General features: G+C 61.0%; 14 protein-coding genes. 9 read left to right on the top strand and 5 right to left on the bottom strand.

The features are described 5' to 3' along the window. Positions 1–23: 23 nt before the first annotated feature. The 3 genes from CFAEC_RS10325 to CFAEC_RS10315 are packed head-to-tail and all read left to right on the top strand — an operon-like array spanning position 24 to position 4,677. On the top strand, positions 24–2,735 hold the full coding sequence (locus CFAEC_RS10325) for a valine--tRNA ligase (RefSeq protein ID WP_290279879.1): 2,712 nt from the start codon (positions 24–26) through the stop codon (positions 2,733–2,735). Next, positions 2,735–4,255 (top strand): bifunctional tetrahydrofolate synthase/dihydrofolate synthase, encoded by a 1,521-nt coding sequence (gene folC / locus CFAEC_RS10320; RefSeq protein WP_290276600.1) that lies wholly within the window; start codon positions 2,735–2,737, stop codon positions 4,253–4,255. The genes CFAEC_RS10325 and folC overlap by 1 nt, the downstream gene beginning before the upstream one ends. Positions 4,256–4,257: 2 nt before the next feature. Then, positions 4,258–4,677, top strand: a complete 420-nt coding sequence (locus CFAEC_RS10315) for a DUF4233 domain-containing protein (protein WP_290276598.1) — start codon at positions 4,258–4,260, stop codon at positions 4,675–4,677. A gap of 75 nt (positions 4,678–4,752) precedes the next feature. Here CFAEC_RS10315 and CFAEC_RS10310 read toward each other — a convergent pair whose 3' ends face one another. After that, positions 4,753–5,103: a GNAT family N-acetyltransferase gene (locus CFAEC_RS10310; RefSeq protein ID WP_290276596.1), complete on the bottom strand. Its 351-nt coding sequence runs from the start codon at positions 5,101–5,103 to the stop codon at positions 4,753–4,755. Positions 5,104–5,107: 4 nt separating this feature from the next. Between CFAEC_RS10310 and CFAEC_RS10305 the strand changes: the two genes are divergently transcribed. Then, entirely contained in the window at positions 5,108–5,500 is a 393-nt protein-coding gene (locus CFAEC_RS10305) for a hypothetical protein (protein WP_290276594.1), read from the top strand. Positions 5,501–5,558: 58 nt separating this feature from the next. Then, positions 5,559–5,969, top strand: coding sequence for a nucleoside-diphosphate kinase (ndk, locus tag CFAEC_RS10300; protein ID WP_290276592.1), 411 nt, complete (start codon positions 5,559–5,561; stop codon positions 5,967–5,969). Between the two features lie 56 nt (positions 5,970–6,025). Here ndk and CFAEC_RS10295 read toward each other — a convergent pair whose 3' ends face one another. The 3 genes from CFAEC_RS10295 to CFAEC_RS10285 form a co-directional block, all read right to left on the bottom strand. Then, the gene (locus CFAEC_RS10295) at positions 6,026–6,478 is read right to left on the bottom strand and encodes a carboxymuconolactone decarboxylase family protein (RefSeq protein WP_290276590.1); all 453 of its coding nucleotides are present in this window, start codon (positions 6,476–6,478) and stop codon (positions 6,026–6,028) included. Beyond that, positions 6,479–7,522 carry a pirin family protein gene (locus CFAEC_RS10290; RefSeq protein ID WP_290276587.1) on the bottom strand — a complete coding sequence of 348 codons (1,044 nt, stop codon included), beginning with the start codon at positions 7,520–7,522 and terminating at the stop codon, positions 6,479–6,481. It lies immediately after the preceding gene. Between the two features lie 76 nt (positions 7,523–7,598). Continuing rightward, a complete protein-coding gene (locus CFAEC_RS10285; protein WP_290276584.1) occupies positions 7,599–8,327 on the bottom strand; it encodes a hypothetical protein in 729 nt (242 codons plus the stop codon). 252 nt (positions 8,328–8,579) lie between these two features. Here CFAEC_RS10285 and CFAEC_RS10280 point away from each other — a divergent pair, with 252 nt between their 5' ends. From CFAEC_RS10280 to rpmA, 3 genes are all read left to right on the top strand, one after another. After that, positions 8,580–11,981, top strand: coding sequence for a translation initiation factor IF-2 N-terminal domain-containing protein (locus CFAEC_RS10280; RefSeq protein WP_435384229.1), 3,402 nt, complete (start codon positions 8,580–8,582; stop codon positions 11,979–11,981). Positions 11,982–12,213: 232 nt separating this feature from the next. Next, positions 12,214–12,519, top strand: a complete 306-nt coding sequence (gene rplU / locus CFAEC_RS10275) for a 50S ribosomal protein L21 (protein ID WP_290276582.1) — start codon at positions 12,214–12,216, stop codon at positions 12,517–12,519. 39 nt (positions 12,520–12,558) lie between these two features. Beyond that, positions 12,559–12,825 carry a 50S ribosomal protein L27 gene (gene rpmA, locus CFAEC_RS10270; RefSeq protein ID WP_290276580.1) on the top strand — a complete coding sequence of 89 codons (267 nt, stop codon included), beginning with the start codon at positions 12,559–12,561 and terminating at the stop codon, positions 12,823–12,825. Between the two features lie 371 nt (positions 12,826–13,196). On the opposite strand, the gene CFAEC_RS10265 is transcribed toward rpmA, so the two are convergent. Continuing rightward, positions 13,197–13,862, bottom strand: coding sequence for a hypothetical protein (locus tag CFAEC_RS10265; protein ID WP_290276578.1), 666 nt, complete (start codon positions 13,860–13,862; stop codon positions 13,197–13,199). A 111-nt stretch (positions 13,863–13,973) separates the two neighbouring features. Here CFAEC_RS10265 and CFAEC_RS10260 point away from each other — a divergent pair, with 111 nt between their 5' ends. Then, entirely contained in the window at positions 13,974–14,891 is a 918-nt protein-coding gene (locus tag CFAEC_RS10260) for an aldo/keto reductase (protein ID WP_290276576.1), read from the top strand. The last annotated feature ends 2 nt before the right edge of the window (positions 14,892–14,893 follow it).

Below are 14,893 nucleotides of genomic sequence, written 5' to 3'. Positions count from 1 at the left end.
CAAGCAGCACCCCAGGGGTTATGATGGTCTGCGTGACTGACCAGAATAATGAGAACTCAAGCCAGAACCGCGCAGACAAGCTGCCTAAATCCTGGGATCCCAAGTCTGTAGAGGCGGATCTCTACCAGGGTTGGGTGGATGCCGGTTATTTCACCGCCGATCCAGCTAGTGAGAAGCCTGGCTACTCCATTGTTCTGCCACCTCCGAATGTGACCGGCCAGCTGCACATGGGCCATGCACTCGACCACACCCTGATGGATGGTCTGGCTCGGCGCAAGCGCATGCAGGGCTTTGAAGTTCTGTGGCTGCCAGGAATGGACCACGCGGGTATCGCCACCCAGACCCGGGTTGAGGCGATGCTCAAGGAGACCGAGGGCAAATCCCGCTATGACTTCTCCCGCGAGGAGTTCATTGAGAAGGTCTGGGAGTGGAAGAAGGAATACGGCGGCAAGATCGGCGATCAGATGCGCGCCATCGGTGATTCCGTCGACTGGTCCCGTGAGCGCTTCACCCTGGATGAGGGCCTGTCCCGTGCTGTGCAGACCATCTTCAAGCAGCTCTATGATTCCGGCATGATCTACCAGGCCAACCGCCTGGTCAACTGGTCCCCGGTGCTGGAAACCGCTGTTTCTGACATTGAGGTGGTGTACAAGGATGTGGAAGGCGAGCTCGTCTCCATCCGTTATGGCTCCCTCAACGATGATGAGCCACACCTCGTGGTTGCCACCACCCGTGTGGAAACCATGCTCGGTGACGTCGCTGTGGCCGTCCACCCAGACGATGAACGCTACCGACACCTGGTGGGAACCACCCTGCCGCACCCTTTCCGCGATGACCTCACCTTGAAGATCGTCGCCGATGATTATGTGGATCCTGAGTTCGGTTCCGGCGCGGTGAAGATCACCCCGGCACACGATCCGAATGACTACGCCCTGGGCCTGCGCCACAACCTGGACATGCCCACCATCATGGACAAGACCGGTCGCATCGCTGATACCGGCACCCAGTTCGATGGCCTGACCCGCGAAGAGGCACGCATCCAGGTCCGCGAGGCACTGGCTGAGCAGGGTCGCATTGTTAAGGAGGTCCGCCCGTATATCCACTCGGTCGGCCACTCCGAGCGTTCCGGCGAAGCCATCGAACCGCGCCTGTCCCTGCAGTGGTGGGTCAAGGTCGAAGAGCTGGCGAAGATGTCCGGCGACGCCGTCCGCACAGGTGACACCACCATCCACCCGAAGTCCCTGGAGCCCCGCTACTTTGACTGGGTTGATGACATGCATGACTGGTGCATCTCACGCCAGCTGTGGTGGGGCCACCGCATCCCGATCTGGTACGGACCAGACGGCGATGTCATCTGCGTTGGACCTGATGAGCAGGCACCGGAGGGCTACACCCAGGATCCGGATGTTCTGGATACCTGGTTCTCCTCTGCACTGTGGCCATTTTCCACGATGGGCTGGCCGGACACGACCCCGGAGCTGTCCAAGTTCTATCCCACCTCCGTGCTGGTCACTGCCTATGACATCCTGTTCTTCTGGGTTGCGCGGATGATGATGTTCGGCACCTTCGCAGCCAAGCAGACCCCTGAACTGCTGGGCGAGGGCACCGATGGTCGCCCACAGGTTCCTTTCACTGATCTCTTCCTTCACGGCCTGGTTCGTGATGAGCACGGCCGCAAGATGTCCAAGTCCCTGGGCAACGGCATTGATCCGATGGACTGGGTCGAGAATTATGGTGCGGATGCCCTGCGCTTCACCCTGGCTCGTGGCGCCAACCCCGGTGTTGACCTTCCCGTTGGTGAGGATTCCGCTCAGAGCTCGCGTAACTTCGCCACCAAGCTGTTCAACGCCACGCGCTTCGCGCTCATGAACGGCGCTGTCTCCCAGGGCCTGCCGGCACGCGAGGACCTCACCGATGCCGACCGCTGGATCCTCGACCGCCTGGAAGAGGTCCGTGGACATGTTGACGCGTACCTGGATAACTACCAGTTCGCCAAGGCCAATGAGGAGCTCTACCACTTCGCGTGGAATGAGTTCTGTGACTGGTACCTGGAGATCGCCAAGGTCCAGATCCCACGTGAAGGCGAGACCGAACAGGGACGCAACACCCAGCAGGTGCTCGGCCATGTGCTGGATGCCCTGCTGCGCCTGCTGCACCCGGCCATGCCGTTCGTCACCGAGGTGCTCTGGCAGGCACTGACCGATGGCGAATCCATCGTCATCTCCTCCTGGCCGACCCAGGAGGACACCAACGGTGGGGCCGCCGTGGACGCGGATGCGGCAAGGCGCATCGCGGACGTCGAAAAGCTTGTCACCGAGATCCGACGCTTCCGTTCCGATCAGGGTGTCAAGCCCTCCCAGAAGGTTCCGGCCCGCCTGGACTTTACTGCCTGTGACCTCACCGACCTGGAAGGTGCAGTTCGCGCACTGGTCCGGATTGAGGAACCAGCCGCGGACTTCGAAGCATCCGCAAGCCTGGAGATTCGTCTCAGCACCGCTACAATCACCGTGGAACTGGATACCTCCGGCACGGTGGATGTGGCCGCTGAACGCAAGCGTCTGGAGAAGGACCTGGCCACCGCAGAGAAGGAACTCGAGACCACGGCGAAGAAGCTGGGTAATGAGGCATTCCTGGCCAAGGCCCCCGATGCCGTGGTGGAGAAGATCCGTGGCCGCCAGCAGGTGGCACATGAAGAAGTTGAACGTATTAACAAGCGACTGGAGGAACTGGGTTAGTGGCAACACACGATGAGCGTGAAGTCGGAGATTTCGGAGATGTGACGCTCAATGAGGCGGGGCTGTCCCTGCCGCTCGATCTCGGCGATGACCTTGAGGAAGCACGCGAAACCCCAGCCTCCCTGGAGATCACCGCGGAGGATCTGGTCAACCTGGCGATCGTCGAGGCGGAACTTGATGGCCGCTGGCTGGAGACCCAGATCGACCCGACCTTCAAGCGGATGTCCCATGTCATGGACCTGATGGGTAACCCCCAGGACACTTTCGCCTCGATCCACATCGCGGGCACCAACGGCAAGACCTCCACCACCCGCATGGTGGAGTCGTTGCTGCGCGCTTTTCACCGTCGTACCGGTCGCACAACCAGCCCCCACCTGCAGTTGGTCACCGAGCGTATCGCCATCGACGGCAAGCCGATCCACCCGCGTGATTTCGTGCGCATCTACAACGAGGTCAAACCGTATATTGAGATGGCGGACGCCCAGTCCCTGTCCGAGGGTGGCCCCCGCATGAGCAAATTCGAAGCCCTGGTCACCCTCGCGTATGCGGCTTTCGCCGATGCCCCGGTTGACGTGGGTGTGGTCGAGGTTGGTCTCGGCGGACGCTGGGATGCCACCAATGTGATCAACGCCCAGGTCGCGGTGATCACCCCGGTGGGAATGGATCACACCGACCGCCTGGGCAACACCATCGGTGAGATCGCCGGCGAGAAGGCAGGCATCATCAAGGCCCGCCCGGTCACCGATGATGTCCTGGCCCCACAGGAGAACGTGGTCATCGTGGGCAAGCAGGACCCGGAGGCCATGAAGGTCATCCTGGAGCAGGCTGCCGCCTCCGAGGCCGCGGTGGCGCGCCTGGGCATGGAGTTCGGTGTGGTGGATTCCACCATCGCCGTCGGTGGTCAGCAGCTCACCCTGCGTGGTCTGGGTGGCGAATACGCCGATATCTTCCTGCCGCTGTCTGGTGCTCACCAGGCTGATAACGCCGCTACCGCGCTGGCCGCGGTGGAGGCCTTCTTCGGTGCTTCCGCCGACCGCCCCCTGGACATGGACACCGTCCGCCAGGGATTTGCGCAGGTGGAATCCCCAGGCCGGCTGGAGCGCCTGCGTTCCGCCCCGACGGTGTTCATCGATGCAGCCCACAACCCCCACGGCGCCGCGGCGCTGGGTGCGGCACTTGACCGCGACTTCGATTTCCGTCGTCTCATCGGCGTGATCGGCGTGCTGGGGGACAAGGATGCCCGTGGCATCTTGGAAAGCCTTGAACCCTACCTCCACGAGGTGGTGTGCACCCAGACCACCTCGGAGCGTGCATTGGACGCGTATGAATTGGCCGAATACGCTCGGGGGATCTACGGCGATGAGCGCGTGCACGTCACCGATACACTGCCCGGTGCTGTGGAGCTGGCCATCGAATTGGCTGAGGACACCGATGTCCAGTCAGGTTCAGGCGTGGTCATCACCGGTTCCATCGTCACCGCCGGCGATGCACGCACCCTGTTCGGAAAGGACCCTGCATAAGAATGCGCGAAGAAACAGCGGACTACGGACCACTTGGCCCCGGCCATGAACCCCTCAAGGATCCCATGAAGGGTATCCGCGGTGTGATGGCTGGCACCCTGGTCATGGAGGCCATCACCATGGGGCTCGTGCTCACGGTGATCCTGCGGGTAGATAACGGCGCCTACTGGACGACCTTCAACTGGGTGTACGTGACCGCCGTTGCGGTGGCCATGCTCCTGGCGGCCTTCCTCCAGCGTTTCAGCTGGGCGATCCCCCTCAACATTGCCCTGCAGGTGTTCGCCCTGGCCGGTGTGTTCATCCACTATTCCATGGGCATTGTGGCCGTGATCTTCATCCTGGTCTGGGTCTACCTGTTCTACCTGCGTAAAAACATGATGGAACGCATGAAGCGCGGTCTGCTGCCCACCCAGCACACCTAGTCTTTTTTGCTTGACGACGCCCAACCCCGGCGCACCACTTCGGTGCGCCGGGGTTTGTGCTTGCGCCTTTGAGGGCTAGCGCTGCATCTCCTTGACAAAAGCCTTGTCATCCTCGGTGCCGGCGCGGTAAGCACCGTCATAGCCCTTCTTCTCCACATGACTGTGGACGAAGGGGCACAGACCCACCACAACCTGCCCGGAGGGGAAGGTGTCCTCGAGCGCCTCGGCGATGAGGATGGAGGCCAGGCCACGCCCACCGTAATTATCATCCACCTTGGTGTGGAAGAAGATGCGGTCATTGTCATTGATCAGGTAGTCGGCGAACCCGACCACTTTGTCATTGTCCGCATAGGTGATCTCGTAGCGGCTGTCGGCCTCGTTCCTACTGACACGGACCTCATTGTCCTTCTTATCAACCAGAGTCATGGTCTTGTCCTCTCTTGATGGTGTGGTGCGCCCCACTGTATGGAAAAGTTTCACCGGTCGCCGTAATCTGCTGGGTATGAAGAACCCCATGACCAATCTGGCTTTCTCACTTGCAGCGCTGTTCTGCGTGGTCGCGGTGATCACCCGGATCGCCGGTTCGCCCGTGATCGTCCCCATCCTGGCCATCGCGGTTGCTGCTGTTGCCCTGGTGCTGGGGATGCGTTCCCGCGCCGCCGGACTGACCGTGGACCAGCCTGTTGTGTTCACCGCCGACCAGGTGAATCAGCTGCAGGAACTGAAAAGTCAGGGGCAGGACAGCGCTGCCATCCGTCAGGCCCAACTGTGGAGCAGGGGAGCCTCGGCGGAGTCTGTGGCGGAGGCTGTTCGTAAGCTCTAGGCCACAATCCCCGACCTCGTTGCGACAAGACGGGACCCGTTGGGTAGAATCTGCGAACATGACTGAACGTACTCTCATCCTCATCAAGCCAGACGGCGTCACCAACGGCCACGTCGGCGAAATCATCGCCCGCATCGAGCGCAAGGGCCTCAAGCTCGCCGCTCTGGATCTCCGCGTCGCTGACCGCGAGACCGCTGAGAAGCACTACGAGGAGCACTCCGACAAGCCGTTCTTCGGTGAGCTCGTCGAGTTCATCACCTCCGCACCACTGATCGCCGGAATCGTCGAAGGCGAGCGCGCCATCGATGCATGGCGTCAGCTGGCCGGTGGCACCGATCCAGTGTCCAAGGCCACCCCGGGCACCATCCGCGGCGACTTCGCTCTGACCGTCGGCGAGAACGTGGTCCACGGCTCCGACTCCCCTGAGTCCGCTGAGCGCGAGATCTCCATCTGGTTCCCGAACCTGTAAAACACAAAAAACTGCACCCGCCGTCCCCCTTGGACAGTGGGTGCATTTTTTATCCCTTAAAGCAGCGGGTGACCACTGGCGATGGACACCCGGTTGAAGGCATTGATCATGATGATCGCCCACTCCAAGGCTGCCACCTGTTCCTCGGCGAAGACACTGCAGGCGGTACGTGCCGCCAGATGGCCTTCATTGCGGTCCAGGAGGGTCAGCGATTCGGCCAATTGCAGGGCGGCCTTCTCCTCGGCGGTGTATTCATCCACCATCCGCCAGGCCGGCAGCGCGTCGAGCTTCTTCTCGGGTACACCGGCCCGGCGTGCGGCGGGTACATGGATGCTCAGGCAGGTGCCACAGCCGTTGATCTGGGAGACCCGCACGCTTATCAGCTCAATGAGGGATTCCGGGAGATCCACCTCGGGGTAGATCTTCTTCAAGGTCTTGGATACCTCCACCAACTGCTTATAGGGCTCGGGGTAGAACTTATCGATGTACGGTCCGTGCTGGGAGCGCATTTAATCAATCCTTAAATCTGGTCGTGCGGTTGGGTCCGGATTCACCCTCGCCTTGATGGAGGCGTTGGGCAGTTTCGGAGCGGGTAGGCGGTGAAGTCCATCAGTGTGGTGGCTGATATATCCATGGGTGGTGCCGAAGCGCTCATCCTCTGATTCCCATTCGGCACGGAACTGCTCAATCTCGTCGTGGTTGCGTCCGATGAAGTTCCACCACATCACGATGTCCTCGGTGAAGGGTTCCCCACCGATGAGTAATACCAGTGCCGGGGTGTCGCCGGTGTTGCGGATCCGTAGCACCGTTTCACCCACACCGGTGTAGGCGAGTTCGCGCGGGGCCACGGTGACGCACTCCAGCTGAATGTCGCCGGAATCCACGAGAAGACCGTGCTCATGATCGGGGTTGACCTCCAGGGACATGGTTTCACCGGGGTTCACATGCAGCTCCGCACCGATCAACGGGGTGAAAGTGGTGACAGGGGAAGATTCACCCAATAGATCGCCCAGGAAAACCCGCGCCGTGCCACCCTCGACGGTGATCTGCGATGGAGCGTAGTGGTCGAATCGGCGTGGACCGTTGCGGTCCTTATCCGGTAGGACGGTCCACAGCTGCACACCGTGGAGGGTGGTGACTGGCGTGGCTGAGACCTCAGAATGACAAATGCCTGCGCCGGCGGTCATGAGGTTGACTTCGCCGGGCAGGACCACCGCGTGGTTGCCACCGGAATCGTGGTGGGTGACCTCGCCCTCGAAAAGCCAGGTGACTGTCTGTAGGCCGGTGTGGGGGTGGGGTGGCACATCCATTCCGCCGGTCTCAGAGACATCATCGGGGCCATAATGATCCACGAAGCACCAGGCTCCGATGAGGGTGCGTTGACGCTGGGGGAGCGTGCGGTAAACCGTCATGGCGCGCGGTCCACCGAGGGGAACTTCGCGTGCGGTGATGATCTCCACATCGGCGCCACCTTCACACTGTGGGTTCATCGGAGTGCCGGGCTGTGTGCTGGGCAGGTCATATTCATCAGGGTGGGGATCAAGATTGGACATGAATGTGGCTCCTGGGCTGAGGATGTCAGAACGTTGCCTCAAGTATAGTCACAAAACTTGTTGATGTATCTACAACTTAGCGTCCGCGGTGCAGTTCTCTCAACAGCACCACACCTTTTTCGGTCAGTTCCACATAGATCTTTGTGGGATCCCCACCTGACATGATGGTGGAACGACTCGTGATCCCACGCTTATCCAGGGGGCTGGCCACCTCGTGAACCTGCTCCACACTCCAGTCCAGAACCTTAGCCAGCTGGCGGGCCATCACGCGTGTGCCATCAATGGCACCATGGGCCAGGAGTGCTCTGCCCAGTATCCGTGGTTCGGGGTGGTCCAATGCGTCCAGGTTCGAGGTGGTGACCTCATCCAGGGAGGAGTTGCGGAGGATCAGCTCGATGTGTTCGCGGGTTTTACGGCGGTATACCGCGGTGGTTCTGGTGGCGGCGAATACAGTGGAGACCCCGAATGTCACGCCAAACGCAATCGAGGACACCAGGGGTGGAAGGCCCAGTGAAGAATCGTCGATAAGGATATTTCCCCCGAAGGTCGCGGCGGGGATCACCGTATGCATCACCGCATAGTTCTTATCCGCCTGTGTGAACGGTGCGATCTTCCAGGAATCAATGTCCTTCGGGTAGTTCTGGGTGGGGATGGCCAGGGAAACGATGCCAATTGCCATCAGCGCGATGCTGAGCACCATCTGGATATCCCAGAAGATCAGGCCGATGGATAACAGGGCCGCGCTGGGGATGTACTTCCACAGGGGTGTGGGTTCCATCCCGGCACGTCTCTCAATTTCTCCCATGGGTTCGGATCGTACCCCGGCGGATTGTGTGGTGGGATACGCGCCTGACGTTGTGGATGTGGAACAATGGTGCGCATGGGTTGTTGGAAAACTGCCCGAACATTTTTGAAAACTTGTACATAGACGATAAAGATCGCACCACCACCTGTGTGGCGGCGGCAGTGGAAGACCGCGGATTGCATTGAATAAGGTCACCTGCCAGCGCCCGGGAGTAGCGAGTGCGATCACGAGATAAGAAAATAGGAGTACGCCTTGGTTAAGAAAAAGGCTTCTACCACCCCATCGGATGCGGAAGTATCCCCGTCGGCTGTTCTGGCTGCGGATTTTGATCGTGCACAGCTGGGGGAGAAGACCCGTGTGCACCACCTGGCCAAACAGCTGGGACTGATGTCCAAGGATCTGGTGCTGGCACTGGATTCCATCGGACTGGTCAAGGTCGCCCAGTCCACTCTGAGCCGGGATGAGGCGACCAGGCTGCTCGATACCCTGGCCAAGCCTGCCCAGGAAGCTCCCGATGAGCTGGTTCCTGAAGTGGCACCGGTGGAGAAGATCCGTCGCCGGGTGGAGAAGAACGTGGCCAATGAGATCCAGCAGATCGAAGAGAAGATCGATCGGGAACTCGCGGAGGTTGCTGAATCCACCCCCCAGCCGCAGGAGCAGGAACCAGCCGGGGACGAAGGCATCCGTCGCCGGGTGGAGAAGAACGTGGCCAATGAGATCCAGCAGATCGAGGAAAAGGTTGACCGCGAACTCGCTGAGTTAGCTGAATCCACCGATGCTGAACAGTCACAGCCGGAACCCGTTGACCTGGTTGCCGCCGCCGAGGCTGAGGCGCACGCTGAACTGCTCGAGGACATCATCCCCGACATCACCCCGCCACCCGCGGAGACACCGGTGTACGCACCGATCTTCGTGGCACCGGAGTTCACCCCCACCGAGGACATCCACCAGACCGAGGATCCCCAGGTGCAGGAGCGCGCGGCGCGGAAGCGCCGTGGTCGTCGCGGTACCGGACGTGGCAAGGGCACGGACGCTGTTCAGCAGGGTGCGGAAGAGGAGGCGTCGACAAGCATCGTTGAGGCCCCGGAACCCGAGGTGGTTGACGAGCCCGTGGGCATCAAGGGATCCACGCGTCTGGAGGCGCAGCGCCGCCGCCGCACGGAGCTGCGCGAGGAGGGGCGCAACAAGAAGCGCCACGTGGTGAGCACCCGTGAGTTCATCGAGCGCCGCGAATCCATGGAACGCCGCATGATCGTGCGCGAGCGTCACCGCCATGACAACGCCGGCCTGGTCACCCAGGTGGGTGTGCTGGAGGATGACCTGCTGGTGGAGCAGTTCGTCACCTCTGATTCACAGTCGTCGATGGTGGGCAACATCTACCTCGGACGCGTGCAGAACGTGCTGCCGAGCATGGAAGCCGCCTTCATTGACATCGGCAAGGGGCGCAACGGTGTGCTCTACGCCGGTGAGGTTGACTGGAAGGCCGCAGGTCTGGGCGGTCGTGGCCGCCGCATTGAGCAGGCCTTGAGATCCGGTGACAAGGTGCTGGTCCAGGTGACCAAGGACCCACTCGGGCACAAGGGTGCGCGTCTGACCACCCAGATCTCCCTGGCCGGCCGCTACCTGGTGTACGTCCCCGGTGGCCGCAGCGCCGGTATCTCCCGGAAACTACCCGGGCCGGAGCGCAAGCGTTTGAAGGAGATCCTCGGACGCGTCGTGCCACCACACGGCGGCACCATCATCCGCACCGCCGCGGAAGGCGTCTCGGAGGAGAACATCGCCGCTGATGTGAACCGTCTGCACACCCTCTGGGAGCAGATCCAGGATCGCACCAGGCAGGAGAAGAAGTCCCGCAACGCCAAGCCGGTCACCATGTACGAAGAGCCGGACATGCTGGTCAAGGTCATCCGTGACCTCTTCAACGAAGACTTCACCTCCCTGATCGTGGACGGCGACCGCGCCTGGAACACCGTGCGTGCCTATATCCAGTCGGTGGCCCCTGACCTGGTCAGCCGCGTCGAACACTTCGAGCGTGCTGATTATGACGGCAAGGATGCATTCGAGGCCTTCGGACTCAACGCCCAGCTGGATGAGGCGATGTCGCGCAAGGTGAACCTGCCGTCGGGTGGTTCGCTGATCGTGGACAAAACCGAGGCCATGACCGTCATCGACGTCAACACCGGCCGCTACACCGGCAAGGGCGTGGGCAACCTCGAGGAGACCGTCACCCTCAACAATATTGAGGCCGCCGAAGAGATCGTCCGCCAGATGCGCCTGCGTGACATCGGCGGCATGATCGTGGTCGACTTCATCGACATGGTCCTGCCCGAGAACCAGGAACTGGTACTGCGTCGCCTCACTGAGGCACTGGAAAACGACCGCACCCGCCACCAGGTTTCGGAGGTCACCTCCCTCGGCCTGGTTCAGATGACCCGCAAGCGCATCGGTGCCGGACTGCTGGAGACCTTCTCCAGCGAATGTGAGCACTGTGAAGGCCGCGGACTGGTGATCCATCAGGATCCCGTGGACACCGTTGATGAGCGCGTGGAGGCCAAGGCAGAGGAGCGATCCAACCGGCACAAGCGCCAGCAGGAGGAGTCCACCCAGAGACCTGAACGCAATCCGGCCCAGCACCCCATGGTGGTGGCCATGCAGGACCTCGTTGATGACGAAGACCGCGACATGGACAAGGAATTCGAGGATCTCGCCGCATCGGTGATCATCACGGATGATTCTGTCGACGAGTCAGAATCCTTCGACGAGACGATTGGCACCGAGCAGGTCATCTCCACCGTGGAGCCGGAGGAGGGCCCACGCCGTCGTGCACGCAGGCGCCGGGGCCGTCAGCCAGAGGTTGCCGGCGGGGCTGATGATATCGCCGCGATTGCCGCTGCTGCTGTGGACATCGCCAACACCGAGGATCCTGATGAGCCGTCGGGTTCTGATTATGTAGCTGATGCAGTGGAGTCGGACACCCTGGCCCCGTCCACGGACAGCACCTATGAGCAGGCACGCGCAGTATTCGAAGCCAGCCCGCGTCGTCGCCGCGCCACCCGTGGTAACTCCCGTTCTGATCACGCGCCGAAGCCGGAGGACTTCAAGTCCGAACCAGCACGCCACGAGGTCGAGCCGATCCCGGTTGAGGAAGTGGATGAGGTTGAGAAGGTGCAGGCCTCAGAGAAGCCACGTCGCCGCAGCCGCGGTCGCGGACGGAGTCAGCGCCCAGCGCCCCTGGTCGAAGAGGTTATCCAGGAAGCCGTTGAAGACGATGTGGTGGAGGAGCCACGCCGCAACCGTCCGAGCGAGGTCGCAGCCAGCGCCCCCGCAACGCGCCCAGGACGTGGCCGCCGCCGCGCCGTGCGCAGGTCGAGTGGCCTGATCGAAGCGCTTGACGACGCAACCCCCACCACCCCTCAGCCCGACATCAAGGGTGAGGAAGAGGTGCGGGAGGCATCGCAAAGCGATAGTCGTCGTCGCCGCCGCCGCGCTGTTCGTGTCTCAAGTGATGCACTCGCACAGCCTGTTGCGCAGCCCTCTGCTCAGTCCTCTCCTCAGCCACTCGAGGAGAAACAACCGGAGACACAACCGGATTCTGCTCCCCGTAATGTCGGTGGTCGTCGACGCAGGGTGAGCCGTAAACCCCAGCGTGGATAGGGCATGAGCGCGGTTTGTATTTGAGCCGCGTTTAGGGGTAGTCTTGGACAGTCGCTGTTTTAGGCTATGTACGTCAATGCCCATTAGCCCATTTCACGGCGAATGAGTGCGTGACATCGTGCCCTTGTTTGGCTCATGCATGCCCAAAACGCAATTGTAAACGTAAGTCCCATCAGGCGCTCCCCGAACAGGGGGAAGCCTGAGCCGAGAATCAGATAAGGGGTAGCCCTCTATGTATGCGATCGTCAAGACCGGCGGAAAGCAGTACAAGGTTGCCGAAGGCGACCTCGTAAAGGTCGAGAAGATCGAGGGTGAGCCGGGTGCCTCCGTAGCTCTCACCCCGGTTCTGCTCGTCGATGGTGCCGATGTAACCACCGCTGCTGACAAGCTTGCTTCCGTCAGCGTCAACACCGAGATCGTCGAGCACGCCAAGGGCCCGAAGATCAAGATCCTGAAGTACAAGAACAAGACCGGTTACAAGAAGCGCCAGGGACACCGTCAGAAGCTGACCGTCCTGAAGGTCACCGGAATCAAGTAAGCCTGTCGGCTTTATTTCCTTTGAAGGAGGGAATCCAGAATGGCAACCAAGAAGGGTGCATCCAGCTCCAGCAACGGTCGTGACTCTGAGGCCAAGCGCCTTGGTGTTAAGCGATTCGGTGGCCAGCAGGTGAACGCAGGAGAGATCCTCGTTCGTCAGCGCGGCACCAAGTTCCACCCGGGCGAGAACGTCGGTCGCGGTGGCGACGACACCCTCTTCGCTCTGAAGACCGGTGCAGTCGAGTTCGCTACCAAGCGTAACCGTCGCGTCGTGAACATCGTCGAGAACGAGTCTGTCGACGCATAAGTCACTTCACAGTGCTGTCACTGCCCGTCACTCTCAACCTGGTTGAGGGAGGCGGGCAGTTTCTTGTGCTTTGTGAGTCTTCGGGGTGCTGGGGCCTGGCTGCTCGGTGGTGCTCGCAGATGAACAAGGTTGGGTGTTTCGCCCTGTTTGAGGCCTGGAATGGGGTGGTTTGTTCACCTGTGAGCAAAGGGGGGTTTCGCACAAGGCCCCTCGGTTTTCCCTGCCTCCTAACTTCTGGGGTCTGGGTGCCCGGTGGTGCCCGGTGGTGCTCGCAGATGAACAAGGTTGGGTGTTTCGCCCTGTTTGAGGCTTGAAATGGGGTGGTTTGTTCACCTGTGAGCAAAGAGGGCTTCGCACAAGGCCCTTCTGGTCTACTCCGCCACATCTTTCCAATCGTGGCCAGCTCCGAAGTCCGCAGCACCCTCAAACCAACCGGTGATCAAGCCGATCACATCCTTTGGAGTTTTAACCGCGGTGCCCTGTGCCGTGTTATCTGCCCCTGAGCCGTATTCCACCAGCCAGTTCTTCTCGTCTGAGCGGTACAGGGTCTGGATGAAGTGGGCGTCATTGGCTACGCGGGTGACACGGAGGTAGGGGACGCGGGAATCTTTGAGGCGCATGACCTCGAGAAGCAGGTGGGGGAGACCGTATGCAGAGAATCCGGGGGAGAAGAAAGTGTCGGTCTGGACCACGGCGTCGGTGTCCTCGTCACCGAACAACAAGATCGCATCGGAGTTCATGTCGGCGAGTCCAAGGCCGTAGTCGATGGCCACGTCGGTGAGCCACGCCGCTGTGGCTTCAGCGTCGTTGTAGTTGGTGGCCACGTAGAGGCAGCGGTCGCCGGTGAGCTGGATCGGATCGTCATCGTCGAGGGCGATACCAGTGGGAACGGTGTCACCGAGGCCGGCTGCGAGGGATTCCAGGACCGGGGTGGTGGCGGGTTCGGCGTAGTCGATGCGCTCGGTCAGGGGGGATTTGGAGATGCGTGCGTTGCCGGGGTCGCCGTCGGTTTCGAAGAGGACGAAGTCATAACTCATGGTTTCCAAGCATAGAGCTGCCCCCACCGGCGATCACACCGCCCCCGGTTCCGGAATAGAGTGGGCGCAGTAGTTTTTCGTATACCAATCAGGAATAAGAGGATCAACGTCATGTCGATTGTAGGTATTGGCCAGTTTTTCGGTTCACCCGAGGAGGAACGTGACAAGCTGCTCCAGGCTCTGATGGGTGGGAAGAGGCAGACCACGAAGCCGGCGGACATCCCGCAGGTGAGGTTGAATGATGGGAACACCATTCCGCAGTTGGGTTTTGGTGTGTTCAAGGTGGATCCGGCGGAGACTGAGCGGGTGGTCAGTGAGGCTCTGGAGGTTGGTTATCGCCACATTGATACCGCGGCTTTCTACGGCAATGAGGAGGGTGTGGGTCGCGCCATCGCCAACTCTGGCATCCCCCGGGAGAAGCTGTTTGTCACCACCAAGTTGTGGCCGAGCCGTTTCGATGATGCGGAGGCTGCCTTCACTGAGTCCCTGGATAAACTCGGCATGGATTATGTGGACCTGTTTCTGCTGCATTGGCCCGCGCCGCGCAACAACAACTTCATCCAGGCCTGGCAGGCCCTGGAGCAGCTGGGTGAGCGGTCGCGGTCCATCGGCGTGTGCAACTTTCTGCCTGAGCACCTGAGTGCGCTTATCGACGAAACAACGATCGTCCCCGCCGTCAACCAGATCGAATTACATCCTGCTCTTCAGCAGCGTGATATCCAGGAGGCCTCGAAAGCGGCGGGCATCGCGATTGAATCATGGGGACCTCTCGGCCAGGGCAAATACGATCTGTCCAAGGAAGCTCCCATCGCCGCCGCTGCGCAGAAGCACGGCAAGACCCTGGCCCAGGTGGTTATCCGCTGGCATATTCAGCATGGGTTCATCGTGTTCCCGAAGACGGTGAGCCGGGCGCGGATGGAGGAGAACTTCGCGGTTCTGGATTTCGAGCTCACGGCGGAGGAGATGGTGGCCATCGATAATCTGGAGCGTGGGGCCCGTGGTGGGTCGCACCCGAATGACATCAATTAGCG

This window comes from Corynebacterium faecale (assembly GCF_030408735.1).
Classification (GTDB): Bacteria; Actinomycetota; Actinomycetes; order Mycobacteriales; family Mycobacteriaceae; genus Corynebacterium; species Corynebacterium faecale.
The sequence above is the reverse complement of the archived record's forward strand: the minus strand, read 5'-3'. Positions and strand labels throughout refer to the sequence as shown.

Coding starts and splice junctions, on each gene's coding strand:
- CFAEC_RS10265 (WP_290276578.1), bottom strand. CDS start 13,862: ATGAGTTATGACTTCGTCCTCTTCGAAACCGACGGCGACCCCGGCAAC.
- CFAEC_RS10325 (WP_290279879.1), top strand. CDS start 24: ATGGTCTGCGTGACTGACCAGAATAATGAGAACTCAAGCCAGAACCGC.
- CFAEC_RS10290 (WP_290276587.1), bottom strand. CDS start 7,522: ATGTCCAATCTTGATCCCCACCCTGATGAATATGACCTGCCCAGCACA.
- CFAEC_RS10295 (WP_290276590.1), bottom strand. CDS start 6,478: ATGCGCTCCCAGCACGGACCGTACATCGATAAGTTCTACCCCGAGCCC.
- rpmA (WP_290276580.1), top strand. CDS start 12,559: ATGGCAACCAAGAAGGGTGCATCCAGCTCCAGCAACGGTCGTGACTCT.
- CFAEC_RS10285 (WP_290276584.1), bottom strand. CDS start 8,327: ATGGGAGAAATTGAGAGACGTGCCGGGATGGAACCCACACCCCTGTGG.
- CFAEC_RS10260 (WP_290276576.1), top strand. CDS start 13,974: ATGTCGATTGTAGGTATTGGCCAGTTTTTCGGTTCACCCGAGGAGGAA.
- rplU (WP_290276582.1), top strand. CDS start 12,214: ATGTATGCGATCGTCAAGACCGGCGGAAAGCAGTACAAGGTTGCCGAA.
- ndk (WP_290276592.1), top strand. CDS start 5,559: ATGACTGAACGTACTCTCATCCTCATCAAGCCAGACGGCGTCACCAAC.
- CFAEC_RS10315 (WP_290276598.1), top strand. CDS start 4,258: ATGCGCGAAGAAACAGCGGACTACGGACCACTTGGCCCCGGCCATGAA.
- CFAEC_RS10310 (WP_290276596.1), bottom strand. CDS start 5,103: ATGACTCTGGTTGATAAGAAGGACAATGAGGTCCGTGTCAGTAGGAAC.